Annotated in this window: 26 protein-coding genes; 10 read left to right on the top strand and 16 right to left on the bottom strand. The window is 50.8% G+C overall.

Annotated elements, in window-relative coordinates; translation table 11 throughout:
• Positions 1 to 113 precede the first annotated feature (113 nt).
• The 4 genes from gyrB to HMPREF3022_RS05230 form a co-directional block, all read right to left on the bottom strand.
• Positions 114 to 2504, bottom strand: coding sequence for a DNA topoisomerase (ATP-hydrolyzing) subunit B (gene gyrB, locus HMPREF3022_RS05215; protein WP_049333618.1), 2391 nt, complete (start codon positions 2502 to 2504; stop codon positions 114 to 116).
• Between the two features lie 194 nt (positions 2505 to 2698).
• Complete coding sequence (prmA, locus tag HMPREF3022_RS05220) at positions 2699 to 3586, bottom strand: 50S ribosomal protein L11 methyltransferase (RefSeq protein ID WP_070765223.1); 888 nt, start codon at positions 3584 to 3586, stop codon at positions 2699 to 2701.
• Between the two features lie 89 nt (positions 3587 to 3675).
• On the bottom strand, positions 3676 to 4485 hold the full coding sequence (gene dapB / locus HMPREF3022_RS05225) for a 4-hydroxy-tetrahydrodipicolinate reductase (protein WP_036492678.1): 810 nt from the start codon (positions 4483 to 4485) through the stop codon (positions 3676 to 3678).
• 9 nt (positions 4486 to 4494) lie between these two features.
• A complete protein-coding gene (locus HMPREF3022_RS05230) occupies positions 4495 to 4890 on the bottom strand; it encodes an outer membrane protein assembly factor BamE (RefSeq protein WP_003682810.1) in 396 nt (131 codons plus the stop codon).
• 151 nt (positions 4891 to 5041) lie between these two features.
• On the opposite strand from HMPREF3022_RS05230, the gene fur reads away from it, so the two are divergent.
• The 3 genes from fur to dapD all read left to right on the top strand — a co-directional run bounded on the left by fur (position 5042) and on the right by dapD (position 7447).
• A complete protein-coding gene (fur, locus tag HMPREF3022_RS05235; RefSeq protein ID WP_079453813.1) occupies positions 5042 to 5539 on the top strand; it encodes a ferric iron uptake transcriptional regulator in 498 nt (165 codons plus the stop codon).
• A gap of 77 nt (positions 5540 to 5616) precedes the next feature.
• Complete coding sequence (gene aat / locus HMPREF3022_RS05240; RefSeq protein ID WP_049333681.1) at positions 5617 to 6342, top strand: leucyl/phenylalanyl-tRNA--protein transferase; 726 nt, start codon at positions 5617 to 5619, stop codon at positions 6340 to 6342.
• Positions 6343 to 6625: 283 nt separating this feature from the next.
• Entirely contained in the window at positions 6626 to 7447 is an 822-nt protein-coding gene (gene dapD, locus HMPREF3022_RS05245) for a 2,3,4,5-tetrahydropyridine-2,6-dicarboxylate N-succinyltransferase (protein WP_004520923.1), read from the top strand.
• A 198-nt stretch (positions 7448 to 7645) separates the two neighbouring features.
• Here the strand turns inward: dapD and HMPREF3022_RS05250 are convergent, their stop codons facing one another.
• The 4 genes from HMPREF3022_RS05250 to HMPREF3022_RS05265 form a co-directional block, all read right to left on the bottom strand.
• Complete coding sequence (locus tag HMPREF3022_RS05250; RefSeq protein ID WP_070765224.1) at positions 7646 to 8440, bottom strand: glycosyltransferase family 8 protein; 795 nt, start codon at positions 8438 to 8440, stop codon at positions 7646 to 7648.
• Between the two features lie 37 nt (positions 8441 to 8477).
• Positions 8478 to 10280, bottom strand: coding sequence for a DNA recombination protein RmuC (gene rmuC, locus HMPREF3022_RS05255; RefSeq protein ID WP_070765225.1), 1803 nt, complete (start codon positions 10278 to 10280; stop codon positions 8478 to 8480).
• Between the two features lie 1030 nt (positions 10281 to 11310).
• Positions 11311 to 12675, bottom strand: a complete 1365-nt coding sequence (gene mnmE, locus HMPREF3022_RS05260) for a tRNA uridine-5-carboxymethylaminomethyl(34) synthesis GTPase MnmE (protein ID WP_070765226.1) — start codon at positions 12673 to 12675, stop codon at positions 11311 to 11313.
• Between the two features lie 125 nt (positions 12676 to 12800).
• The gene (locus HMPREF3022_RS05265; protein WP_049344313.1) at positions 12801 to 13031 is read right to left on the bottom strand and encodes a helix-turn-helix domain-containing protein; all 231 of its coding nucleotides are present in this window, start codon (positions 13029 to 13031) and stop codon (positions 12801 to 12803) included.
• A gap of 102 nt (positions 13032 to 13133) precedes the next feature.
• On the opposite strand from HMPREF3022_RS05265, the gene HMPREF3022_RS05270 reads away from it, so the two are divergent.
• Positions 13134 to 13595 (top strand): PH domain-containing protein, encoded by a 462-nt coding sequence (locus tag HMPREF3022_RS05270; RefSeq protein ID WP_070765227.1) that lies wholly within the window; start codon positions 13134 to 13136, stop codon positions 13593 to 13595.
• 256 nt (positions 13596 to 13851) lie between these two features.
• On the opposite strand, the gene HMPREF3022_RS05275 is transcribed toward HMPREF3022_RS05270, so the two are convergent.
• Complete coding sequence (locus HMPREF3022_RS05275) at positions 13852 to 14508, bottom strand: NAD(P)-dependent oxidoreductase (protein WP_070765228.1); 657 nt, start codon at positions 14506 to 14508, stop codon at positions 13852 to 13854.
• 128 nt (positions 14509 to 14636) lie between these two features.
• Here HMPREF3022_RS05275 and HMPREF3022_RS05280 point away from each other — a divergent pair, with 128 nt between their 5' ends.
• From HMPREF3022_RS05280 to ubiG, 4 genes are all read left to right on the top strand, one after another.
• Positions 14637 to 15518 carry a LysR family transcriptional regulator gene (locus HMPREF3022_RS05280; RefSeq protein ID WP_283119045.1) on the top strand — a complete coding sequence of 294 codons (882 nt, stop codon included), beginning with the start codon at positions 14637 to 14639 and terminating at the stop codon, positions 15516 to 15518.
• Positions 15515 to 15787 carry a GIY-YIG nuclease family protein gene (locus HMPREF3022_RS05285; RefSeq protein ID WP_070765229.1) on the top strand — a complete coding sequence of 91 codons (273 nt, stop codon included), beginning with the start codon at positions 15515 to 15517 and terminating at the stop codon, positions 15785 to 15787. Before HMPREF3022_RS05280 ends, HMPREF3022_RS05285 begins: the two co-directional genes overlap by 4 nt.
• 452 nt (positions 15788 to 16239) lie before the next feature.
• Positions 16240 to 16791: a c-type cytochrome gene (locus tag HMPREF3022_RS05290; RefSeq protein WP_070765230.1), complete on the top strand. Its 552-nt coding sequence runs from the start codon at positions 16240 to 16242 to the stop codon at positions 16789 to 16791.
• 162 nt (positions 16792 to 16953) lie between these two features.
• Positions 16954 to 17667, top strand: a complete 714-nt coding sequence (ubiG, locus tag HMPREF3022_RS05295) for a bifunctional 2-polyprenyl-6-hydroxyphenol methylase/3-demethylubiquinol 3-O-methyltransferase UbiG (RefSeq protein ID WP_210399656.1) — start codon at positions 16954 to 16956, stop codon at positions 17665 to 17667.
• A 144-nt stretch (positions 17668 to 17811) separates the two neighbouring features.
• Here the strand turns inward: ubiG and HMPREF3022_RS05300 are convergent, their stop codons facing one another.
• Positions 17812 to 18282, bottom strand: a complete 471-nt coding sequence (locus tag HMPREF3022_RS05300; protein WP_070765232.1) for a CYTH domain-containing protein — start codon at positions 18280 to 18282, stop codon at positions 17812 to 17814.
• A 38-nt stretch (positions 18283 to 18320) separates the two neighbouring features.
• The gene (locus HMPREF3022_RS05305) at positions 18321 to 18740 is read right to left on the bottom strand and encodes a CopD family protein (protein ID WP_036492713.1); all 420 of its coding nucleotides are present in this window, start codon (positions 18738 to 18740) and stop codon (positions 18321 to 18323) included.
• A gap of 234 nt (positions 18741 to 18974) precedes the next feature.
• Between HMPREF3022_RS05305 and HMPREF3022_RS05310 the strand changes: the two genes are divergently transcribed.
• Positions 18975 to 19238, top strand: a complete 264-nt coding sequence (locus HMPREF3022_RS05310) for a hypothetical protein (RefSeq protein ID WP_070765233.1) — start codon at positions 18975 to 18977, stop codon at positions 19236 to 19238.
• Between the two features lie 234 nt (positions 19239 to 19472).
• On the opposite strand, the gene HMPREF3022_RS05315 is transcribed toward HMPREF3022_RS05310, so the two are convergent.
• The 5 genes from HMPREF3022_RS05315 to HMPREF3022_RS05335 all read right to left on the bottom strand — a co-directional run bounded on the left by HMPREF3022_RS05315 (position 19473) and on the right by HMPREF3022_RS05335 (position 24718).
• Entirely contained in the window at positions 19473 to 20138 is a 666-nt protein-coding gene (locus HMPREF3022_RS05315) for a DUF4145 domain-containing protein (RefSeq protein ID WP_070765269.1), read from the bottom strand.
• 104 nt (positions 20139 to 20242) lie between these two features.
• Entirely contained in the window at positions 20243 to 22279 is a 2037-nt protein-coding gene (locus HMPREF3022_RS05320; RefSeq protein ID WP_070765234.1) for a M3 family metallopeptidase, read from the bottom strand.
• A 121-nt stretch (positions 22280 to 22400) separates the two neighbouring features.
• Positions 22401 to 23267 (bottom strand): hypothetical protein, encoded by an 867-nt coding sequence (locus tag HMPREF3022_RS05325; RefSeq protein WP_049333592.1) that lies wholly within the window; start codon positions 23265 to 23267, stop codon positions 22401 to 22403.
• A gap of 71 nt (positions 23268 to 23338) precedes the next feature.
• A complete protein-coding gene (locus HMPREF3022_RS05330) occupies positions 23339 to 24202 on the bottom strand; it encodes a mechanosensitive ion channel family protein (protein WP_004520900.1) in 864 nt (287 codons plus the stop codon).
• Between the two features lie 21 nt (positions 24203 to 24223).
• Entirely contained in the window at positions 24224 to 24718 is a 495-nt protein-coding gene (locus tag HMPREF3022_RS05335) for a restriction endonuclease (RefSeq protein WP_049333590.1), read from the bottom strand.
• A gap of 288 nt (positions 24719 to 25006) precedes the next feature.
• On the opposite strand from HMPREF3022_RS05335, the gene HMPREF3022_RS05340 reads away from it, so the two are divergent.
• Positions 25007 to 25342 carry a hypothetical protein gene (locus HMPREF3022_RS05340; RefSeq protein ID WP_003684489.1) on the top strand — a complete coding sequence of 112 codons (336 nt, stop codon included), beginning with the start codon at positions 25007 to 25009 and terminating at the stop codon, positions 25340 to 25342.
• Positions 25343 to 25635: the final 293 nt, after the last annotated feature.

Here is a 25635-nt window from a genome sequence, read left to right on the forward strand (position 1 = left end):
ACGCTCTATTAAAACACGTGAAGTTGTTGGGATTTGAGTTGTAAGAAACAAAGTACAAAAACAAAAAGGCCGTCTGAAAGTGGTTTTTCAGACGGCCTTTTATCTTTCCATGCTTAGGCGTCGATGTTTTGCGCCAGCAGGGCGTTGTTTTCGATGAAGGCGCGGCGCGGTTCAACTTCGTCGCCCATCAGGGTAACGAACACTTCGTCGGCGGCGATGGCGTCTTCGATGCGGACTTTCAGGAGGCGGCGGACGGTAGGATCCATTGTGGTTTCCCAAAGTTGTTCCGGGTTCATCTCGCCCAAGCCTTTGTATCGTTGGATGGACATGCCTTTTTGGGCAACGCTCATCAAGATGTCCAAAGCGCCTTCAAAGCTGTCGATATCGTATTCGTTGTCGCCTTTGTAAAGCTTCGCTCCTTTGCCGACCATGCCTTTGAGTGCGGCGGCGGTTTGGGTAAGGGTTTGGTAGGCTTTGCTGTTGAGGAACTTAGGCTCGAGGTAGCTCACCATCACATTGCCGTGCAACTTGCGTGTGATTTTGATGAACTGGTGACCTTCGTGACCTTCGATACGTTCGAGTGCGACTTCTTTTTCGTCCAAGAGGCCGCTCAATTCGGCAACGGCGCGGTCTGCGCTTTCTGCTGTACTGAGGTCGACCGGCGAAGCGTGCAGCATGGCGTGCAGGACGAGTTCGTCAATGATGCGGCTTTCTTGCTCGATGACGGTTTTCGCCAACAGGAATTGTTTGGCGGTATTGGCAAGCTCTTCGCCTTCGATGGTGCGGCCGTCTGAAACGATTTTGGCTTTTTCCAAGGCCAAACCGAGCAGCCATTGGTCTTTTTCCAATTCGTCTTTGAGATAGCGCTCTTGTTTGCCATATTTGGCTTTGTACAAAGGCGGCTGGGCAATGTAGATGTAGCCGCGTTCGACCAGCTCGGGCATTTGGCGGTAGAAGAAGGTCAGGAGCAGGGTGCGGATGTGCGCGCCGTCCACGTCGGCATCGGTCATGATGATGATGCGGTGGTAGCGCAGTTTTTCGGCATTGAATTCTTCTTTGCCGATGCCTGCGCCTAGAGCGGTAATCAGCGTGGCGACTTCTTGGCTGGCCAGCATTTTTTCAAAACGTGCTTTTTCAACGTTCAAAATTTTACCTTTGAGCGGCAAAATCGCTTGGAATTTGCGGTCGCGGCCCTGCATGGCGGAACCGCCTGCGGAGTCGCCCTCGACGAGGTAGAGTTCGGACAGGGCAGGGTCTTTTTCTTGGCAGTCGGCCAGTTTGCCCGGCAGGCCCAAACCGTCCATCACGCCTTTGCGGCGGGTAATTTCGCGGGCTTTTCGGGCGGCTTCGCGTGCGCGCGCGGCATCGACGATTTTGCTGGTGATGATTTTGGCTTCGGTCGGGTTTTCTTCAAGGAAGTCGGTCAGTGCTTGGTTGATGACTTCGTTGACGACAGGGCCTATTTCGCTGGAAACCAGTTTGTCTTTGGTTTGCGATGAGAATTTCGGGTCGGGCAGTTTGACGGACAAAACGCAGGTCAGACCTTCACGCATATCGTCGCCGGCGGTTTCCACTTTGGCTTTTTTGGCTACTTCGTTGGCTTCGATATAGTTGTTGATGGTGCGCGTCATCACTTGGCGCAGCGCGGTCAAGTGCGTACCGCCGTCGCGTTGCGGAATGTTGTTGGTGAAACATTGCACGCTTTCTTGGTAGCTGTCATTCCATTGCATCGCGCATTCGACGCTCATGCCGTCTTTTTCGCCGAACGCGTAGAAGATTTTTTCGTGCAACGGTGTTTTTTTGCGGTTCATGTATTGCACAAAGCCGGCCACGCCGCCGGAGAGGGCAAAGCTTTCGTGTTTGCCGTCGCGTTCGTCGGTCAGCTCAATGTCTACGCCGTTGTTCAGGAAGGAAAGTTCGCGGATGCGTTTGGCGAGGATGTCGAAGCTGTATTCGACGTTGCCGAAGGTTTCCGCGCTGGCGAGGAAGCGCACGGTCGTGCCTTTTTTGTCGGAATCGCCGACAACCTTCAACGGCTCTTCGGTTTCGCCGCGTACGAAGCGGACGAAGTGTTCTTTGCCGTCGCGGTAGATGGTCAGTGTTACCCAGTCGGACAGTGCGTTGACGACGGACACGCCCACTCCGTGCAGACCGCCGGAGATTTTGTAGCTGTTGTTGTCGAATTTGCCACCTGCGTGCAAGACGGTCATGATGACTTCGGCGGCGGAGCGGCCTTCTTTCGGGTGGATGCCGGTCGGCATGCCGCGGCCGTTGTCGGCCACGCTGACGGAATTGTCGGCATGGATGGTTACGGTGATTTTGTCGCAATGTCCGGCGAGCGCTTCGTCAATGGCGTTGTCGAGCACCTCGAACACCATGTGGTGCAGGCCGCTGCCGTCCTGCGTGTCGCCGATATACATACCGGGGCGTTTGCGTACCGCTTCCAAGCCTTCCAGCACTTGTATGCTGTCGGCGCCGTATTCTTCGTGTTTTTGGTCAGTCATGGTCTTTTCTTGCTGAATTTCAAGGAAATTTTCCGTGCGCGCAATGAAATGTCAAACGGGCGCGGCGGATGTGTTCCGAAAGGTCAAAATAATAGGCAATTATACCTGATTTTGCTGGAATATTCAGCGTTTTAAGTGCAAAAAGGCCGTCTGAAAGCTTAAATTTCAGACGGCCTTTGTATCGGAAAACAGCTTTAGCGTTTGACGCCGCTCAATCGCGCCCAGCCTTCTTCGATTTCGGCAGGCTCGATGTCGAACCATTGGCTGTAAATGCCGCTGAGTTCTTCGACTTGTTCGTCCAAAAGGCCGGATAAAACAATGCGGCCGCCTTGTTTGGTACGCTCGGCAAGCATTTCGCCGAGCATACGCAGGGGATTGGCCAGAATGTTGGCGACAACGACATCAAATTGGCCTTGCGGCAGGCCGTCCGGCAGGTAGAACTGCGCGTCGACGTTGTTTTGCGCGGCATTGTCTTTGCTGGCGCGGATGGCTTGTTCGTCAATGTCTACGCCGATGGCGGAGCCTGCACCGAGCTTGAGGGCGGCAATGGCCAAAATGCCGGAGCCGCAGCCGTAGTCCAATACGCTTTCGCCGCCTTTGAGCTGCGTGTCCAGCCATTTGAGGCAGAGGCGGGTGGTCGGATGGCTGCCTGTGCCGAAGGCAAGACCCGGGTCGAGTTGCAGGTTGACGGCGTTGCCGTTGGGCGCTTCGTGCCAAGACGGGGTAATCCACAGGCGGTCGGAAATTTGAATCGGGTCGAATTGCGCTTGGGTCAGGCGTACCCAGTCTTGATCTTCAAGGATTTCGCCGGTGTATTTCAAATCGTTCAAACCGCATTCCTGCGCGGCGGCTTCGATAATGGAAGCAGCGTCGTCGCTTTCGCCGAAAAGGGCGATGACTTTGCTTTGTTGCCAGATTTGTTCGGTCGGCATGCCCGGCTCGCCGAAAATGGCCTGCTCGTTTTCTGTACCGGCGTAGGCATCTTCAATGGCAGCGGACAATGCGCCGTGCTCCATCAGCGCGTCGGAAAGGCGTTCGGCGACGGCATCGTTGACGTTGATGGTGATTTGTTGATAGGACATGATGGGGCTTTCTTTTTAAGAAGGCCGTCTGAAAATCGACGTTGTGCTTTCAGACGGCCTTGTCAGGGATGAAACCTGATGATGCGGGTTTATCTGTTTTTCAAACCCAGTACGTCTTGCATATCGTACAGGCCTTTTTTGCCGTTTGCCCAAACTGCGGCGCGTACGGCACCGGCGGCAAAGGTCATGCGGCTGCTGGCTTTGTGGGTGATTTCCACGCGCTCGCCGTCGGTGGCGAAGAGGGCGGTGTGGTCGCCGACGATGTCGCCTGCGCGGACGGTGGCAAAACCGATGGTGGACGGATCGCGCGGGCCGGTGTGGCCTTCGCGGCCGTAAACGGCGCATTCTTTGAGGTCGCGGCCGAGTGCGTCGGCAATGACTTCACCCATGCGCAACGCGGTGCCGCTTGGGGCATCGACTTTGTGGCGGTGGTGGCCTTCGATGATTTCGATGTCGTAGCCTTCGTTTAACACGCGGGCAACAGTGTCGAGGATGTGGAAGGTCAGGTTGACGCCGACGCTGAAGTTGGCGGCGAAGACAACGCCTATTTTTTCACCTGCGGCTTGGATGGCGGCTTTGCCTGCGTCGTCAAAACCGGTGGTGCCGATGATGATGTTGACGCCTTTTTCCACGCATTTTTGCAGGTGTTTCAGGGTTGGCTCGGGGCGGGTAAAGTCGATGAGGACATCGCTTTGAGCCAGTACGGCATCCACGTCGTCTGAAATGGCGACGCCGGTTTTGAGGCCGGAGGCGAAGCCTGCATCCAAACCCAATACTTCCGAACCGGAATGCTCGAGTGCGCCGGAGAGGACGGTGTCGGGATGGTTGTTGACTGCTTCAACCAAAACGCGGCCCATGCGGCCGTTTACGCCGGCGATGGCGATTTTCAATGCGCTCATGGGGCTTCCTTATTGCGGCTTGGTTTCGGTGGTCGGAACGACGTTTTGTCCGGCTTGAACTGCTTCGATGGATTTCTGAATGGCATCGCCTTCGGCGCGTGCGAGGACGTCGTTTTCAAAGTACAGGGTCAGGTTGCTTTGTTCTTTGATGATGCCGTTGCGGCTGGTGTTGAAAGTGTAATCCCAGCGGTCGGCATGGAAGGCGTCGCGTAGGAGCGGCGTACCGAGCAGCAGTTGGACTTGGTCGCGGGTCATACCTTGGCGCAGGGAAACCACGGCGCGGGGGTTGAGCTCGTTACCTTGAATGATTTTGAGTTTGTAGGATGGAAAGTTGGATACGCGCTCGGCACTGCATGAGGCCAGACCTAAAATAGCGGCGATGGCAAGGCATAAGGCTTTATTCACGGGCTTACCTTTCTGTGTCATTTCGGGAAAGATGTTTATCATCGCTTGAATATTTTTAAAAAGCAAACGATAATCATCTTCTTAATTTTTCTTTTCGCCGATTTTCAATTGCAAGACCGGCGGCAGATTGCCGCCCTTTAACGGCCCAATAGTGGGCAAACGGGCGGAAAGTGCGTATTATAACGGTTATTACCTTACAGGGATATTGAATATTATGGAAAAATTCAGCAACATTGCGCAATTGAAAGACAGTGGTTTGAAAGTTACGGGTCCGCGTTTGAAAATTTTGGACTTGTTTGAAACTCATGCCGAGGAGCATTTGAGTGCGGAAGATGTGTACCGTATCCTGTTGGAAGAGGGCGTGGAAATCGGCGTGGCGACGATTTACCGTGTGCTGACCCAGTTTGAACAGGCCGGCATTTTGCAACGCCACCATTTTGAAACCGGCAAAGCGGTTTACGAATTGGACAAAGGCGACCACCACGACCACATCGTCTGCGTGAAATGCGGCGAAGTAACTGAATTCCACAATCCGGAAATCGAAGCGCTGCAAGACAAAATCGCCGAAGAAAACGGCTACCGCATTGTCGACCACGCGCTGTATATGTACGGCGTATGCGGCGATTGCCAAACCAAAACCAAACGTTAAGCAGTTTGTATGTTGATTTTTCAGACGGCCTTGGGCATTTTCAGCTTGAGGCCGTCTGAAACTTTATGGGCTTTGCGATGAAGATTCCTTTTCTTGCGCCACGGGATTATCGTTTCCCCGACCCGTCTTATGCTTTGACAGAATGCGACGGCTTGGTCGGTGTCAGCGGCGATTTGGATACGGGGCGGCTGTTGTCGGCGTATAGGCAGGGGATTTTTCCGTGGTTTAGCCGCGACGGTTGGTTTTTCTGGTATGCGGTTGCGCCGCGAGCCGTGATTGTGCCGGAAAGCCTGCATATAGGCCGTTCGCTCGCCAAAACTTTGCGTCACAAGCCGTATCGGGTAACGGTCAACCGCTGTTTTGAAAAAGTGATTGCCCATTGCGCCAATGTGCCGCGTCCGGAACAGGACGGAACGTGGATAGAACCTGCGTTTCAGACGGCCTATTTGAAGCTACACCATCAGGGGCATGCGCATTCGTTTGAATGCTGGCTGCCGGATGAGCAAGGTGAAATGCAGTTGGTAGGCGGGTTTTACGGCGTGCAAATTGGCTGCGTGTTTTATGGTGAGTCGATGTTTGCCTTGCGTCCCGATGCGTCCAAGATTGCGTTTGCCCGCGCCGTACCGTTTTTGGCGGATTTGGGCGTTGCGCTGATAGACTGTCAGCAGGATACCGAACATATGCGCCGTTTCGGTTCACAGTTGATGGATTTTGCCGACTTTCAGACGGCCTTGAAGGGTTGGAACGCGAAACCGTTAAGGCGGAATATCGAATGCGGCGTGGTGGCTGAAAATCTTCTGTAAAAGATTGGCGGCGAAGATTGATTTATCGGCACGGCGTGTCGGCAGAAGCGATAATCTGTATATCGTAGCTGGAAAATTAGTTAGAAAATTAATGCGATTCAATTCACTTGAATAGGCCGTCTGAAAATCTTGGTTTAACCGAAATCCGGCCGTGTAACGTTTGGCGCTAATCATGTTAATAGCTGACGAAATCGCTTTTACATGGCAAAATAACGAGTTAAATATTTGTAATAGGGTGGTCTGAATAGATTTCAGACGGCCCTGATCTCTTGAAGGAATCAACATGTCTTTGCAAAACATCATTGAAACGGCTTTTGAAAACCGTGCCGAAATCAATCCGAATACCGTTACCCCAGAAGTGCGTGAAGCGGTTTTGGAAACCATTCATCAACTCGACTCCGGCAAACTGCGCGTTGCCGAGCGTTTGGGCGTGGGCGAATGGAAAGTCAACGAATGGGCGAAAAAAGCCGTATTGCTGTCTTTCCGCATTCAGGACAATGAAATCCTCAACGACGGTGTGAACAAATATTTCGACAAAGTGCCGACTAAATTTGCCGATTGGTCGGAAGACGAATTCCGCAGCGCAGGCTTCCGCGCAGTTCCGGGTGCCGTTGCCCGCCGCGGCAGCTTTGTGGCGAAAAATGTCGTGTTGATGCCTTCTTATGTCAACATCGGCGCATACGTTGACGAAGGTGCGATGGTCGATACTTGGGCGACTGTCGGCTCTTGCGCGCAAATCGGTAAAAACGTGCACTTGAGCGGCGGTGTCGGCATCGGCGGCGTACTCGAGCCTCTGCAAGCCAGTCCGACCATTATTGAAGACAACTGCTTCATCGGCGCGCGTTCTGAAATCGTTGAAGGCGTGATTGTCGAAGAAGGCAGCGTGATTTCTATGGGCGTGTTCATCGGTCAATCCACCAAAATCTTTGACCGTACTACCGGCGAAATCTATCAAGGCCGCGTACCGGCAGGTTCGGTTGTCGTATCCGGCAGCATGCCTTCCAAAGACGGCAGCCACAGCCTCTACTGCGCGGTTATCGTCAAACGCGTGGATGCGCAAACCCGTGCGAAAACCAGCGTGAACGAATTGTTGCGCGGTATCTAATCGGATAACGATGATGCCGACTGAGGGTAGGGCAAAGCCTGCTTTACGGTCGGGTGTGAACACAAAACAGGCAGAATGTTCTGCCTGTTTTTTTATGGCTTAAAGGCCGTCTGAAACGATTTCAGATGGCCTTTTGTTTTTGACGATGGGTTGTTTTAAGGTCAATTGAGGCAAGGGAACGGTATTCCCTGCCTGAAATTACGCTTCCGGCCAGTCGGCGCAATAGTATTGCCAATAGATTTCTTCAAAAGGAATCTTGCCGTAATCGCACAACCACGGTTTGGCGCGTGTGGTGTAGTGGATAACGGGCGGAACGGTGTCGGGTTTGGGGAATACTTCGCTGAGGTTTCGTTTTTGGAAGTATTCGACTGCGCCGGTTTGGAAGTTCCAAGATTCTTCTAGTTGCAGCCAGTTTTCTTGAAATACGGTGTTTAGAAAGCATTGGTCGCCGTAGGGGACGGTTTTATCAATGGTGGCGGCGGTTTGCAGCAGTTGCGCTGCGATATTGTGTTCCCGCCATTGCGCCAGGTCGACCAACAACATACCGGAATTGAAATAGGGCGTGGTGTGCAGGCCGGTCGGGTGACTCCATTCGGTACGGGCAAGAAAGGAATCTTGTACGGCGGCGACGGGATAGCCGCGCATATCGAGGTTGAACAAATCGTGCAGGGATTGGGTAACCACCATATCGCTGTCGAGATAAAGGGTGCGGTCGACGGGCAGGTGCTGCATCATCAGGCGGAAAAATGCGGCATCCGAAATATGGGACAGGCGGCGATATTGGCTGAAGTCCATTTCGATTTTGACATCATTCAGACGGCTGCCGCTGGCGGCGAGTTTTTGGTTGGTATAGTTGATCCATTCTTTCCTGAAAGTGTTGTGCATAAGGTAGAAATTGACACCTGTATTGTGCGTACAGACGGACTTCATCAGGGTATGAACCTGCTCGGCGTAGCCGGTATCGGCGGCAAGGACGATGGTGATGTTGCTCATTGGTTAAATTCCCTTTTTTACAATGTCTTGGAGTTGGTCAGTTATTTTCTTGATTTTGCGTCGTGGGTAAAGCGGCGTGATCTTCGGTTTCCGACACGGCCTTTTCTACTAAATCCCGTTGCAGTTGTTTGCCGGCTTTGATGCCCAATTTGCGCAGTTTTTCAGTGCTGCTGATGAGGTTGCCCCTGCCGGAAACCAAACGGCTGTAGGCCGTCTGAAACTGGGATTGTGCCTGACCAAGCGCTTTATTGATGCCGTCCATGCTTTCGACAAAGCCGACAAATTTGTCATAGAGTTTGCTGCCTGCTTCGGCAATGGCCAGCGCGTTTTGGTTTTGCTGCTCGTTGCGCCAGATGTTGGCAACGGTGCGCAGGGTGGCGAGCAGGGTGCTGGGGCCGGTCAGCATGATGCGTTTGTCGAAACATTCTTGGAAGAGGTTCGGATCGTGTTGCAGGGCGAGGAGGTAGGCCGGTTCGACAGGGACGAACATAAAGACGAAGTCCAGTGTTTTGACGCCTTCAAGGTCGGTGTAATCTTTTGCTGCCAAGCTTTTGATGTGGGCGCGGATGCTAGCGACGTGGTTGGCAAGCTCGCGTTCTGCTTCTGCGCCGGTGCTTTGCGTATAGCGGACATAGGCGGTCAGCGATACTTTGGAGTCGATGACGATTTGTTTGTTGTCGGGCAGATTGATGAGGACGTCGGGCTGGAGGCGGCGCTGGGTGCCGTCTGCTTCGTGGCGGACGCTGGAAGCTTGGACGATGTATTCACGGCCTTTTTGCAGGCCGGAGTTTTCCAATACGCTTTCCAAAATCATTTCGCCCCAGTTGCCTTGGGTTTTGTTTTGCGTGCCGGTCAGCGCAGTGGTCAGCGCTTTGGCATCGTGGTGGAGCTGGGTGTTGAGGGTTTGCAGGCGTTTGAGCTCATTTTCGATGGTTAGGCGCTCTTTGGCTTCTTTTTCATAAGTCTGCTGAACCAGCTCGCTGAAGCCGTGTATGCGTTCGTTGAGCGGATTGAGCAGTTGTTGGAGATGGTCGTGGTTTTGTTCGGTAAAGCGGCGGCTTTTCTCTTCTAAAATAGTGTTGGCGAGGTTTTGGAACTGGTCGCTCAGGTTTTTACGCGCATCAGCCAGCAGTGCCAGCTTTTCTTCGGCAGCCTGACGGTCTTTTTCCGATTGGGTGTTGAGGCGCTCGTTTTGGACTTGAAGCGCGTGGTTTTGCTCCAAAAGGGCGGCGTATTCTTGTTTCAGACGGCCTTTTTCAGCTTCCTGTTGCTGTAAAAGGTTGTTTTTGTCGTCGATATTGGCTTTTTCTTGGGTCAGTTGTGTGGAGAGGCGTTCATTTTGGACTTGCAGCGCATGGTTTTGCTCTAACAGCGTGTCGTAGTCTTGTTTCAGACGGCCTTTTTCCGCTTCCTGTTGTTGCAAAAGCGTATTTTTATCCGCACTCAAGGCCTGCTCTTGAACCAGCTGCGTGTTTAGGCGTTCGTTGTTGATTTGCAGGTTTTGCGTGCTTTGCTGCCATTTTGCACATTCGTGTTTTAAAGCTTCGGCTTCGGCCTCGCAATCTTGCAGATAGGCAATCTGTTTTTCGGCCGCGGCAAAGCGGTTGCCCGTCTCCTGCAATTCGTCTTGCAATTCCTGCACGGTATGGCGGCTTTGCGCCAAGTCCGCCGCAGTTTGAGCCTGTACCTGTTCGGCAAACTCATGCAGGCGGCGGCTTTCGGCCAACTCTTGCAAAACAATAAAGTGTCGGCTTTGGGCTTGGTAGCGTGTTATCAGCCAAGCAAACAGCGCGCCGATAAAAAATGCGGCCGCGCCGGTCAGGATTAGGGTGGTGTTCATGCTGGAAATAGTCAATATGCGGAATGTTTCACTATATCATATATTTGCAGCGCATTTTATGGTCGGATATACGCTAGAAACGTGTGTTTTCTTTAAAAGAAGCTATCAAAGGTATTGGTTTTGACTAATTAAATATTTTTGTTGTAAAAAATATAAATTTATAAGATATTGAATTTTAAAATTTATTTTATTTAGAGTGCAATTTTGCAACAAAAAAAGTGGGATTTTATGGGAGGAATGAAACACGTTTGTAGTGCGTATGTAATCAAGACATCGGTGTCATCTGGTAAGACATCGGTGTCATTTTCAAAAAATAATGAAAATTAACAAAAAATATTAGTATGTTTGATTTTTGCGCTATATATTTACGATTAAACTGTATTAGTTTACATTTAAAACGGTATGATTCGCCCTGTCGGTAGCGCAGATGCCGATGAAAAAATGTGTATGTTGTTAAATAACATTTTGTTTCTATGAAAAAGGACTACTTAAAATGGGAAATTTAATAACGCTTGCTGCCGCTTCTTTAATCGGTATGTCCGGAATATCGGCTTCTGCCATCGGCATCTCCCGTAATATTGAAACGGCCATACACAAATAATTCAATTATAAACGAATCAATTACAATACCTTAGAAAACGCAACTTAGGCCGTTTTTCGGCCGACAGACAAGAAAGTGAGACAAACAATGAAAACTTTAATCAAACTGGCTGCAGCCTCTTTAATCGGCATGTCCGGCCTGACCGCCGGTGCAACCAATATTGCCCACAATATGGCTGATGCCGACAAATAAAAACACACAACGCTTCCTCAAATTAATACACAGAAAAGAGTCAGAATGAAAACATTAATCAAATTGGCCGCGGCTTCTCTGATCGGCATGTCCGGTTTGACAGTTGGTGCGACCAATATCGCAAAAAATATGGCAGAAGCTGCCAATAAATAAACGCAAGTGAAATTAAGCTTGTTTTGGTGATAAAAAAGGCCGTCTGAACATTCAGACGGCCTTTGTATTTGATGGTAAACCGTTTTATTTGCCGATGCAGAAGCGCGAGAAAATCACGCCCAGCAAATCGTCGGCGGTAAATTCGCCGGTGATTTCGCTGCAGGCGTTTTGGGCGAGGCGCAGGTGTTCGGCGAAAAGCTCGATTTGGTTGTTGTTGCAGAGGGCGGCATTTTCCAGCTCGGCTTCGGCTTCGTGCAAGGCATTGAGGTGACGGCTGCGGGCGAGGAACAGGCTTTCGCTTTCGCCCTGCCAGCCGACTTCCTGCAACAGCGCGTGTTTGAGCAAGTCGAGACCCGCGCCGGTTTTGGCGGACAGGCTGATGACGGTGTCCGCACTGGTTTGCGCGAGGCCGTCTGAACGGACGGCAACGGGTTCGCCGGTCAGGTCGGCTTTGTTGTGGATTTCGATTTTTTTCAAACCTTCGGGCAGGCTGTTCAAAATGGCTTGGGTTTTGGCGTTCACGCCTTCGCGCGGGTCAATCAGAATCAGGGCGACATCGGCCTCGGAGACGGCTTTGCGGCTGCGTTCGATGCCGATTTGTTCGACCACGTCGTCGGTTTCGCGCAGGCCGGCGGTGTCGATGATGTGGACGGGTACGCCGTCGAGGGTAATTTGTTCGCGCACGGTATCGCGGGTGGTGCCGGCGATGTCGGTTACGATGGCGATGTCGTCGCCAGCCAGGGCGTTGAGCAGGCTGGATTTGCCGACGTTGGGCGCGCCGACGAGGACGACGTTCATGCCTTCGCGCAAAATCGCGCCTTGTTCCGCGCTGGCGAGCACGGTTTTCAGACGGCCTTGCAGGGCTTGGAGCTTGCCGCGCGCGTCGGCGGCTTCGAGAAAATCAATGTCTTCTTCGGGGAAGTCCAGCGTAGCTTCGACCAACATCCGCAAGGTAATAAGGTCGTCCACCAGCTCGTGTATGTGTTGGGAAAACGCGCCTTTGAGCGAACGCAACGCCATGCGTGCGGCGGACTTACTGGAGGCGTCGATAAGGTCGGCGACGCTTTCGGCTTGGGCAAGGTCGAGTTTGTTGTTGAGGAAGGCGCGTTTGGTAAATTCGCCCGGCTCGGCCATGCGTGCGCCCAGTTCGAGGCAGCGCGAAAGCAGCATGTCCATCACCACGGGGCCGCCGTGCCCCTGCAACTCAATCACATCTTCGCCGGTGAAGCTGGCGGGGGCGGCGAAGTAGAGCAGGATGCCGTTGTCTATCGGCTGCCCGTCGCCGCCGAGAAAGTCGGTGTAAAGCGCGGTGCGCGGTTTGGGCGTTTTGCCGCCGCTGAGGGTTTGCGCCAAAGGCAGCAGGTTTTTGCCGGAAAGGCGGATCACGCCGACGCCGCCGCGTCCGGGTGCGGTGGCGATGGCGGCGATGGTGGGTTGGGTTGCGGACATGGGAACTCGCGTATAGGTAAATTTAATGGGCGTATTATAGCAAAAGGCCGTCTGAAACTTTGGGTTTTGGGGTGTCAGACGACCTTTTTAGCAGATTGGTAATGTGGGCGTACTACTTGAACGGTTCAAGTATTTTTAATTTCCAAATCATCCGGCAGTAAGTCGTGTACGGAACAGTTTAAAGCAGAAGACAATTGATATAGTTTATCAACCGTTATGTTGACCTCCCCCCTTTCTATTCTACCCATATAGCTTCTGTCTATATCGGCAAGTAAGGCTAAGCTTTCTTGGTTGATATTGGACTGTTTGCGGATTTCTCGGATTTTTATACCTATCAATACACTGATTTTACTCATGAGATTTGTCTTCACAAATCTCAAAATATCCAATTTTGACGCTTATTTATCCACGGATTATAATCCGTATTTTTGGAAAATACCTAATGTGGAGAACGTCAAATGGCAAGTTATATTGAAAGCTCTTTAGGGCAGAATGAACGTATTGTTTATAAAGCGCAAGTATCGTGGCTGTCCCAATTCGGACGATTGGTATTTGGTGCATTGTTTGCGCTGTTGATAAGAGAGATTCCAATTATTGGAATAATTGGCATATTGTTTATTATTGTGGCTGTGCTGAATGTCATGACAACGGAGCTTGCATTGACCAATAAAAGACTGATCGCCAAAGCTGGCTTCATCCGTCGGCAAACAATTGAATTAAATATCGATCGTGCTGAAAGTCTTTCTGTAATCCAAGGTTTTTGGGGCAGGATTTTCAATTATGGCTCCATAGTGATCAGGGGGACGGGCGGCAGTCATGCTCCGATTCCTTATATCGCCCGACCAATGGAGTTCCGTCAACAATTCAATGATTTTATAGATAACGAAATTGGTGGGGGCTCGAAAATCAAATTGAATTAAAACCGCCTGTCGTTTGAGGCGAGTGGAAACGGTGGTTTTGGTTTGATATAGCCAAATTACTTTATTTTCGATACGCAACTTACCTATTGCCGTCATTTTTGCGCAGGTGGGACTGACGAGGTTGGAAGTCTTGAAATATCGAAAGTTAGTTATGTTTGCTATAGCAAAATTGTAATAAAATATTTATTTCTATCGATTAGAATATGAAAAGGCCGTCTGAAACTTTGGGTTTCAGACGGCCTTTAAATTGAGACGATTAAACAGCGGCGACGGTAAAGCGTTCAAACAAATGCGCTTTGTTTTCCACATCATCGGCAATGGCGACTGCTAAATCGGCCACGCTGATGCCTGCCGGAATTTCACCGTCCATCAGCAAATCGTCTTTGCCCAAGCGGTATTTGCCGGTTTTATCTTCGCTGAACCCGCCGTCCGCGCCCAGTCGTGCCGGAGGGGAAACGAAAGACCAGTTCACGTCGCGGCGCGGCAGGAGTTCTGCCAAGAGATGGCGTGCGGCATTGGCGCCGTCGAAAATTTCTTTCGGGAAGTCGGGCGTATCGATAACTTGCAAACCGGGCGCGACATACAGGCTGCCCGCGCCGCCGACAATCAAGAGATACGGCACTTGCGCCGCTTTTGCCGCTTCGACGATGCTGTTTGCGCCGCGCGTGAAATCCGCACCGATGTTGGGATTGGTCCAGCCCGGGTTGAAGGCACTGACTACGGCATCAAAACCGACCAGTTTGTCGGCAAAATTCGCCGCGTTGACATCTGCGGAGACGGCGGCAACATTTTGCGCTTGGAACACTTTGTCTGTATTGCGGGCGAAAGCGGTTACTTCATGACCGCGGCCTGCCAGTTCTTGCACGACTGCGTTGCCGACATAACCTGTTGCACCGATGACTGCGATTTTCATATTTGACTCCTTGTGGGGATGTGATTGATTAGATGAGTGCATTGTAAGGCCGTCTGAAACGCTTGATAATCCCTGTTTTGCTGTTATGATTGTGAAGTTGAACTACATAATCAGTCGAAATGTAAGACATCAAACCCCTGCTCGTTTTCGCCGCCGTCCTCGAACACGGCAGCATGAACGCCGCCGCTGCCGCGCTAGGCATGACGCCGTCGGCGGTCAGCCAGCACATCAACCGCCTCGAAACCCTGCACGGTATCAAGCTGTTAAACCGCAGCACGCGCAGCCTTTCGCCCACCGATGCTGGCCGAGCATTGGGCGAATACTGTCGCCGCCTCGCCGCTACCTTGTCCGATACGCGCACCGTTATCGACAATCTGAAAACCGAACCCGTCGGCGAATTGCGGATTTCCCTGACTTCTACGGTCATCGAATCCCGCGCTTTTCAGACGGCCTTTTCGCGATTGCAAACCGAGTTCCCAAAAATCCGTCCTATCCTTAATTTCAGCGATACTTTGGACGACCTGCAACACAATCAGACCGACATCGCCATACGCGGCGGCGACCGTGCTTTGGACGATCCCAATCTGGTCGCGCGCTATCTCGTTACCTGGCCGTACACCATTTGCGCCGCGCCCGATTATCTCGACCGCCATCCGCCCATTACCCATCCCTCTCAGCTTCATACCCACCGCTGGCTGCATTTTTTACCTGTCCGCACCACCTTGCAAAATGGTGAAGAAAGCTATTTCCTCGACGTTGCCGACAGCATTGCCTGCACGCATCTTGCCGCCGTGTGCAGCCTGACCGAAAGTGGTTTCGGTTTGTCTTTGCAAGTGGGCGGCGAAGTGAGGGAGAAAATTGCACAAGGCCGTCTGAAAGCGGTTTTGCCTGAATGGACATTGCCGCCGGTCAGCCTTTATTTGGTAACGCCTTATCGTGTGCAGTCTGCCAAAACCGAAGCCGCCGTGCGCATTTTTACCGAGAGTTTTGCCAAGGAAGGGGATTTATGAACGCGGAAAATTGGAGCGTTTACCTGATTTTGTGCGAAAACGGCGCGTTTTATTGCGGCATCAGCAACCGTCCGCAAGAGCGTTTTGCCGCGCATTTGTCAGGAAAAGGCGCGAAATACACGCGTTTGAACAAGCCTGTCGAGATGCGCATCGTTTCAGACGGCCTGACTAAAAGTGAGGCGCTGAAACGGGAAATCGGCATTAAGAAATTGACGGTGGAGCAGAAGCGAGGATTGTGGGCTGAAGCTGAAACCTTGGCAAAAGGCTAATGGCATTGGATTAAATCGTAGTCGGAATATGAAAATCTCTATAAACAAGTAAGCCTGCCGGTGTCTTTTGTATGGCCATTTATTAACATGATTCAAAAAGGCCGTCTGAAACCTGATTGGGGTTCAGACGGCCTTTTTAGGATAAAAGATGTTTTAATGCTTGTGGTATTATCTGGAAAGTTTGTAAAAAGTTGAATTCTAAAAGAAACTTTGAAAATAAAATGAGTAACTGCTTGAACAATAAAATGAAAGTTATCGCGATTCATGACAAATGGGGTGAATTTCTATCCGAGTAGAGAGGTGGTGTCAATATGTTTTTCAGTTTTTGTGACAAAATCTGATTTATACCAATATTTATTATAGTGTAGGTCGAAAGTATTAGTTTCTGTGTTAGAATTTTTGAGCTGTTTATATAAAACAGTGATTTAAATAAAATTAAGGAAAGACAGAACATGAACAAATTACTGATTGCCGTAATGATGATGGCTGGTTTGACAGCTTGTTCCCAAGAGGCTAAACAGGAGACACAAGAGACTGCTCAAGCCGTTGCATCTGAAGTGAAAACCGAAGCCGCTTCTGCTGCCGATGCGACTGCATCTGCCGCTCAAGAAGCAGCCGCTAAGGTTGAAGCCGCCGCCAGCAAAGCGGAGGAAGCCGCGAAACCTGAAGAAGCCGCCAAGCCTGAAGAAGCCGCCAAGCCTGAAGAGAAAGCCGAAGCGCCTGCCGCTGAAGCCAAGCCTGCCGAATCCGCCAAAGTGGACGGTAAAGCCGTTTTTGAAGCGAACTGTAAAGCATGCCACGGCGGCTTGATTCCCGGCGCTCCTGCCGTAGGCAAAAAAGAAGACTGGGCGCCTCGCATTAAACAAGGCAAAGACACCTTGCACAAACACGCCCTCGAAGGCTTTAATTCCATGCCTGCCAAAGGCGGCAACAGCAGCTTGAGCGACGATGAAGTGAAAGCCGCAGTTGACTACATGGCCAACGAATCCGGCGCTAAATTCTAAATCATGCCGATTGAAACGCACCTTGTCACAAGGTGCGTTTTTTATGGGCAGGCGGATGAAAGTTGAAATAGGGCCGATAAACAGGCAAAGGCCGTCTGAAACATTTTATTTTGAAGCACAATCGGCTAAAATCAGGCGAATGATTTTATGCAGGAGCAAACCATGAGCAATCAACACGACAACGTAGATGCCGGCGAAATCGCCAAGTTCAGCCAAATCGCCGATAAATGGTGGGATAAAAACGGCGAATTCAAGCCCCTGCATGACATCAACCCCTTGCGCCTCGACTATATCGACAGCTATGCCGGATTGGCAGGCAAACGCGTGCTGGATGTAGGCTGCGGCGGCGGTATTTTGTCGGAGAGCATGGCCAAACGCGGCGCAGAACACGTTACCGGCATCGATATGGCGGAAAAATCCCTGCAAACTGCCGCTGCCCATGCGGCCGCTCAACACGTTGCCAATATCGATTACCGCTGCATCCGCGTCGAAGACCTCGCCTCCGAGCAGCCGCACAGCTTCGATGTGGTAACGTGTATGGAAATGATGGAACACGTTCCCGATCCGGCCGCCATCGTTCAAGCCTGCGCGAAACTGGTCAAACCAGACGGCATGGTGTTTTTCTCCACCATCAACCGCAATCCCAAATCTTATCTGCATCTGATTGTCGGTGCGGAATATCTGTTGAAATTCGTTCCCAAAGGCACGCACGATTGGAAAAAATTCATCACGCCGGCAGAACTCGCGCGCATGTGCCGCCAAGCCGGATTGGATACCGTCGGCAGCAAGGGCATGACCTACAATTTGTTGAGCGGCCGTTATTCCTTATGCGATTCGACCGAAGTCAACTACATGGTGGCCTGCCGTCCGGCATAAGGTTCAACGGCTAAAACACACGGGCTTGCCCGATATCTGAAACGGTATGTCGAAAGCAGCTCGATGCAAATATCGGTAAGCAGCCGTCTGAAAAGAAAAAAGGCATGTTTGATACATGCCTTTTTTGTATGTGGGTTGTACCCGTTATTCCGTCCAAGACGAATACGGATGTTTGCTCAAATACGCATTGGTGAATTTTCCGTCTGACGTGATTTCCTTGCCCAACCAAGACGGTTTGGGAAACTCGGTATCTTCAGACGGCAATTCGATTTCCGCCACAATCAAGGGCGCATTGTCGCCGAAATATTCGTCGATTTCATACACAAAGCCTTCAAATTCAACCCGATAGCGGTATTTTTCCATTTTAAACGGGCACATATCCGCCATCATCGCCTGCGCGTGAGCCAACGGAATTTCGTATTCAAATTCGCTGCGCGTCATGTCGGAAATATAGCCTTTCAGGGTCAGCCAGGCTTGCGAACCGATAATCCGCACACGGATGGTACGCTCTTTTTCCACGCTCAAATAGCCCTGTTGCAACACCAGCGGCTCGCTTGCCGCTTCGCGCCAACTGTCATCCGCCAGCAAAAAGCGGCGTTCGATTTCGACCGTCATGAATTCTTTCCTTATTTACCAAACAGGCCGTCTGAAGATTAAAACGGCTTGAAAACCACCATATAAAGCGCGGCCACCATCATCAATACAGGGAGTTCGTTGAATACCCGATACCAGCGGTGCGAATACACATTGCTGCCGTTTTGAAAACGGCGCAGCAACAGGCCGCAATAAAGCTGGTAGGCCAAGAGCAGCAGGCCGCACAATAATTTAACCGCCAGCCAGCCGTTGCCCCACCAATTGTTGACAAAGCCGATGGCCGCGCCGAATATCAGTGTTCCCCAGCCCAAAGGCGACATAAAGCGGTACAGCCGCCGCGACATATCCGTCAGCCGTACATATTCCGCGCTGCCGGGCTCTAATTGCGCCAGATTCACATAAATCCGCGGCAGATAAAACAGTCCTGCAAACCAAGAAATCACAAAAAATATGTGCAACAGCTTAAACCACAAATACATTTCAGACGGCCTCAACACCTAAAACCGTTATTTTATCCGCAATGCGGCCCAAGCCGAAACAAAATAGTCAAAACAATCCGACAGGGTGCGCCGCAACAATGTGTTGCAGGCATGATTTTACCCAAAAGCCAAATTGTAAATTCCGCAATAATATGCACATTGAGATATGCATAATGCAAAAAACTTGCTAGAATTCTATGCTATTTAACTATAAAAGCATTATGGACGGAAAACATGAAACAATTTGAAATCAGCAACAGCGTCAGGAAAGCGCTTTGCGACTACCTGAATACGCGCAATCTAAACCTTAAAGCCGCCATGGACAATGAAACAACCAATGGCGAAGTCGCGGCCATCGTTCACGCAGGATTGCCGGCGATGATTCGGAAAATCTATTCTTTGGAAAAAATGAAAACCTTTTTCTGGACGAAAAAAGATTTGATGATGGAATTTATCAAGATGCGTTTGGCAGCCGGCGATAAAAAAGGCAAAAACTAATTTTAGCGATGGGAGGGGGAGATAGGAGTTTGAAATCTGGACTTCTGTTTTTCTTGAGAATTTTGTTAGGGATAGGGCTTGCTTATTATTCCTAATAAATTTTGACAACCGAAAGGCCGTCTGAAATTCAAATGATAGGGCATGGGAACATGCCCTGTTTTTATGGGTGGCTTGTCTGCCTTTAGAAATAAAAAAACTATCCCTTAACTACTCCTTGATAGAATAAGGTTATGTTCAAGGTTTGGAGTTCTTTTTATCTTGAGCTTCTGCGGCGTTTCTTGCATTTTCGGGCATCAGCTGATAAAGCTCGTCTAGTTCTTTCGGTTCGGTAATCGCTTTCTTCACAATGAAATTGATTAGGTCGAACATTTTCCCGGCAGCCCTATCAAAATCTTCATCTGAAATTTGACCGGGATGGACGGCATTATTTCCGGTAATCCGCAAAGTATCGGCAACTTTGACAACCTGTCCTGAGAATACACCTTTTTCAACCAGCGACCTGATGTCGGTATTGATGTTTTTTCCTTCTTCTCCCAAATGAATACATAATTTTTGCAAGCCTAAACGCAGTAATGCCGCTGCACCTCGGGGCGATTTGATAAAAATTTGGGCGGCTTCTCCGTAATCTTTTTTCACATCCTCGGGCATATCTTCGGCTGGAAGTGGGGCTGAGCCGAAATCAGGGTAGAGCATTGTGCCAATGTTAACCATAAAACCATTGTTTAAAGCACTACCATTTATTTGAGTTACTCGCCAAAAGCTATCTTTTTTGCAATGATCACAAATAGCTTGATAATAAACACCTGGTTCTTTACTTTGCCATTGCATATGCGCAAATGCCCCGCAATGCGGGCAATTAAAAGCCTCTTTATAAAACTTAGGTGCTGTGTATTTTGTCATTTCTGACATCTCCCCATCAATGTTAACAAAACAATATCTATTGGTTTCGATAAAGGCCGTCTGAAAAATTTTCAGACGACCTTTTCATTACGTTAATCTTGGGGCTAAGCTGCGTTGTCGAAACCGCTGTGGCGGAGCAGGGCATCCAGGCTTGGTTCGCGGCCGCGGAAGGCTTTGAAGGATTCGGCTGCACTGCGCGAACCGCCGACGGCCAGTATTTCTTTCCAGAAGCGGCGGCCGGTTTCGGCAACGTCGTCGCTTTCTTCAAAAGCGGCGTAAGCGTCTGCACTCAAAACTTCCGCCCATGCGTAGCTGTAATAGCCTGCGGAGTAGCCGCCGGCGAAGATGTGGCTGAAGCTCAAGGCAAAACGGTTGTATGCCGGCGGTTGGGTTACGGCGACTTCTTGACGCACTTTGTCCAAGATTTGCGGCCATTCTTTCAGACGGCCTTCATCTTCCTGATGGTAGATTTCCATGTCGAAGATGGCAAATTCCATTTGGCGGACGAGGAACATACCGCGTTGGAAGTTTTTAGCCGCGTGCATTTTGTCGAACAGCTCTTTCGGCAATACCGCGCCGGTTTCTTCGTGCGAGGACATTTGCGCCAATACGTCATATTCCCAAACAAAGTTTTCCATGAATTGGCTGGGCAGCTCGACTGCGTCCCATTCGACGCCGTTGATGCCGGATACGCCCACTTCGTCAACTTGGGTCAACAAGTGGTGCAGGCCGTGGCCGGTTTCGTGGAAGAGGGTGATGATTTCGTCGTGGCTCAAACGTGCTTCTTTGTCGCCTACAGGCGGGGTGAAGTTGCAGACGAGGTAGGCGGTCGGCAGTTGCAGCGTCCCGTCGGCGAAACGGCGGCGGCTTTTGTAGCCGTCCATCCATGCGCCGCCGCGTTTACCTTCGCGTGCGTACAAGTCCATGTAAACGCCGCCGATGGTTTGGCCGTCTTGTTTCAGCTCGAAATAGCGCACGTCTTTGTGCCAAACGGGGACGGTTTTTTCAGCCAGCTCGATGCCGTACAGTTTTTTGATTTGGGCAAACAGGCCTGCCAATACTTTGCTGATAGGGAAGTATTTTTTCACTTCGGCTTCGCTGAAGGCGTATTTGGCTTGGCGCAGTTTTTCGGCGGCGTAGCTCAAATCCCACGATTGCGGGTCTTCGATATTCAGGTTTTCGCGCGCAAAGGCCTTGATTTCGGCAAAGTCTTTTTCGGCAAACGGTTTGGCGCGGCGGGCAAGGTCGTGCAGGAAGTTTAAAACCTGTTCGGGCGTATCCGCCATTTTGGTTGCCAGCGACAGCTCGGCGTAGTTTTTGAAGCCGAGCAGTTTGGCGGTTTTCAATGCGTTTTCGAGGGTACGGTCGATGTTGGCCGTATTGTCGAATTTGCCGTCGTCGGACAATTCGCTGGCGCGGGTAACGTAGGCGCGGTAGATTTGTTCGCGCAGTTCGCGGTTGTCGGCGTATTGGATGACGGCGAGGTAGTGCGGAATTTGCAGGCCGATTTTGTAGCCTGTTTTGCCTTCGCTTTGCGCGGCGGCGGCAAACATGGCGATGGAGTCTTCGGGAATGCCGGCAAGCGGCGCGGCATCGTCAAAGTAAATGCCGAAAGCGTCGGTTGCGTCTTGGATGTTTTGTGCGAATTTGGCACCCAGTTGCGCGCCTTCGGTTTGCAGTTGCGCCAGTTCTGCCTGCTGTTCGGGCGGCAATTCGGCACCGCTGAGGACGAAGTCACGCAAGTCGTGGTTGAGCTTGGTTTGCTGCGCCGGGGAGAGGGTGTCGAATTCGGCAGAATTTTTGATGATTTTGAAGCGGTTGTACAACTCGATGTCTTGACCGATTTCGGTGAAGAAGATGGTGATTTCGGGCATCAATTCGTTGTATACGGCACGCAGCTCGGGCGTGTCGACCACGGAGTTGAGATGGGAAACCACGCTCCAAATGCGGCCGACGCGTTCGGTAATGTCGGTCAGTTTTTCGACAGTGTTTGCCCAGTCGGTGTGCGTTTGCGCTTTGATGGCGGCGATTTGTTCGCGCGCTTCGGCAATGGCGGTTTGCAGGGCGGGTTTGATGTCTTCGGTTTTGATTTGGTCGAAACGGGGTTCTTCGCCCAAGTGGAGCAGGACGTTGTCGCTCATATGGTTTCTCCTGAATAAGATGGATTCAGACGGCCTTGTGGCCGTCTGAAAAGAAAACGATAGGCGTTATATGGTGGCAGACAGGCAGAATTAAAGTGTCCCGCCTATCTATCAGCCAATCTTATTCTGCGCCGCGCGGATTGGGGTGCAATGGTGCGGCTAGCTCGAGGCGCATCGGTGTGCCTTTCGGGGCAAATACTGCATTGGCAACATTGGTTTGCAGGGATTCGGCAAACGAGCCGCGATACACTTTTGCGCCTTGGTGGGTCAGGTTGGATTGTACGTCGACGTATACGTCGCCGCCGATTTGACGCCAGAGGTGGCAGAAGGTGTAGTCTTCGGACAGATAGCGTTTGCTTTCAGGATCGACCATGCAGTCGAAGAAGCGGTAGTGCAGGCCTTTGTCTTCTCTGTTGTAGTCGCTGTCGGAGATGTAGTTCAACTCGGGGTAGGCTGCCATCATTTTTTCAAATACGCTGCGCTTGATAACCATGAAGCCGGTTGGCGCATCATGAACTTTCATAAAACCGTCTTCATCGACTTTCAATACTATTTCACCGTTTTCATTTTTTTCGCTGGTGTTGACGGTATAAGAAGTGTACATGCGCTCGAAGTCGGCTTGGGTCGTGCCGGCTGGAACACCTTCTTCAGGCCAGTTGTCGCGTTTGAGCGGGTAAATGCCTGCCACAACGTCTTTGTCGGCCAAAAGCAGACGATAGAATGAATCGGGAGAGAAGCCGATGTCGGAGTCAATCCAGAATAAATGCGTCCATTCTTTGTTTTCTAAGAATGTGGCCACGCAGTTGTTGCGCGCGCGCGTAATCAGGCTTTCGCCGCGCTGCATCATTACTTGCAGCGGCAGGCCGAGGGAGGCGTTGGTGTGGACGATGTTCAGAAGCGAGAGGGTGTAGTTGTGGAAATATTTGCCGTCATGGCTGGGGGTCATAATGACGGGATACATTTCGGCAAGGGCTGATTCGGGCAACATGACTTTTCCTTATTGTTGATTGTGAACTTCATTATTGTAAGGGATTTGATTGTATCAATAAACAAACCGTACTATTTTGTTTGGTTGATCAGTCGGTATTGCGTGCGCAAAAATTCGTCTAAGACGGCCTGTTGTATTTCCAGCCGTTTGGAAACGGGGGAGGCGAAGCGTACGATGATGTGGTACACCTTGTCATCATGCGGCACGCGGGACACGCGTGGCTGGGCGGCGGGGGTAATAAAGAGTTTTTGCGCTTGAACGTTTTCCAAATATTGTTGGATAACGGGAACATAGGCTGCGCACAACGGCTCAAGAACGGCTTTCAGACGGCCTATGATTTCGTCCGAATCCAAATGAATCGGCACGGGGATTTCCACCGTATGAATCACATAATTGCCCAAAATATTGTCGCGGCGCACGGTATGGCTCAAAAGCAGGCTGTTGGGAAACGAGAGCGTTTTGCCGGAAAGCTGGCCGATTAAAGGGTTGGGGCCGATTTGCATCATCAGGGTGTTCAGCATATTGATATCGACCACCCGTCCACGCAGGCCGTTGATTTCGATGTAGTCGCCGATGGAATATTGTTTGGTTACCGAACGCAGGATGCTGCCGGACAAACACATAATCAGCTCTTTGGTTGCCACCACAATCGCTGCGGCTACCGCAAACATCGACAACGCCAAAGTTTGAATCTGCGCCGCCCAAATCATCGCCAGCCCGAGCAGGATCAGCAACATGGTCACGTTGCGGCTGAATACCAGCGAGCGGCGTTTGTTTTCAATGCTCAAATCCGGATGGCTGCGAAAATGCGCCGAGAGCAAAATGCTGCGCCCGGCAATGACGGCCACAATCATCAATACCGACATCAATGCCGATTTGATGATTTCTTCACTGACAGGCAAAGCGTTCAGCCATTCATGCATGGTGTTCCACATAATCCTGTTTCCTTTCCCTTCTTAGGCCGTCTGAAAACCCACGCGTTCAAAAATTTCTGCCGCACACGCTTCCGATACCGCAAACAAAGTTGCTACGCTGCCCAAAGCCCGTTGCGTAGCCGCACTCAAATCATCGCGACATACTTCGCTCAGCCACTCAACCGGCCGCACCAGCGACATTTTCTCATCGTCCCATTGCGGACAATGTACCGCGCCGCCCGTAATCCTGCCAACCCGATAACGGCGCAAAGCAGGCGAGTAGGTCAGTACGGCATCTCCATCAGCTAATTCGTTGACAAACCGCCACATCTGAGCCGCGCCCGATTGCGCCGTTCTCAACTTCACATCCGGCACGGCCGAACGGTAAATATCCGTCAGTTCCTCACGGCCAAAACCCTTGGCCGCCGCTTCAGCCAGCATGGGCCAGGCTAATGCCGCCACACCGCGTTCAAAAAATACATCATAAAGCGCACCTTGCGTGCTGCGAACCATATAAAGTTTGGCTTGTTTTCCCATTACAGTACCTGTTTGTTTGAAGGATTCATCCCTTGGTTCCAATATTACCCGTTACGGCTGAAAAATTCGATATTCAGCATAGGCAGAAAGGGTTAGATTACCCGCTGAAAATAAATGAATGATAAATAAAAGGCCGTCTGAAAAACAAAATAGGCTGATATATCAATAGATGATATATCATAACAATATATTAATAACTGTAAAATTTTTTACGGTTGCATGAAAAAAAGATAAGATGGAATAATCAATCGAGAAAGATTGCTATTCACTGAACATTAGGAGAGAAAAATGACCTGTAAAACCCACGAACATCATGACCACGTTCACGGCGCAAACTGCGGCCACACTGCCATCAAACATGAAGGCCACGTCGATTATCTACACGACGGCCACCTGCACCATGAGCACAACGGCCACTACGACGAGCATGCACTGAGCGTCAATGAAACCAACCCTGACGGCTGCCATCCGGTTGACACCTGCCACGGCCACGTTCACGGCGAAGGTTGCGGCCATGAAGCCGTACCGCACGGCGATCACGTCGACTATATCGTCAACGGCCGTCTGCATCACCAACACGGCGATCACTGCGACGACCACGGCCCGGTTGAAATCGTTAAATAAAACTGTTTTTCAGACGGCCTTTGATATGGGGTATCTGTAGGAAAAGGGGGTGTATTTTCCCCCCCGTTGCTTGGTTTGCCCTGTATTTCAAACTGCTGCAGCTTACCGCTGCAAAATCTGTACTGAACCAATTATTTACTGGGTGCTTAGGCATTGTTTCGGCATTGTCGCTCCCCTTTGTTGTGGGTTATCTTTCCCTATTGGTCAAAGGCTCTTTGCAATAAACTTTTCAGATAATTGCTCTATTCAATAAGGCTGTCTGAAAGCCTGAATCTTTATCCGCTTTATGTTTT

Origin of the sequence: Neisseria sp. HMSC065C04, from assembly GCF_001815375.1 — a bacterium.
Taxonomy (GTDB): domain Bacteria; phylum Pseudomonadota; class Gammaproteobacteria; order Burkholderiales; family Neisseriaceae; genus Neisseria; species Neisseria flavescens_D.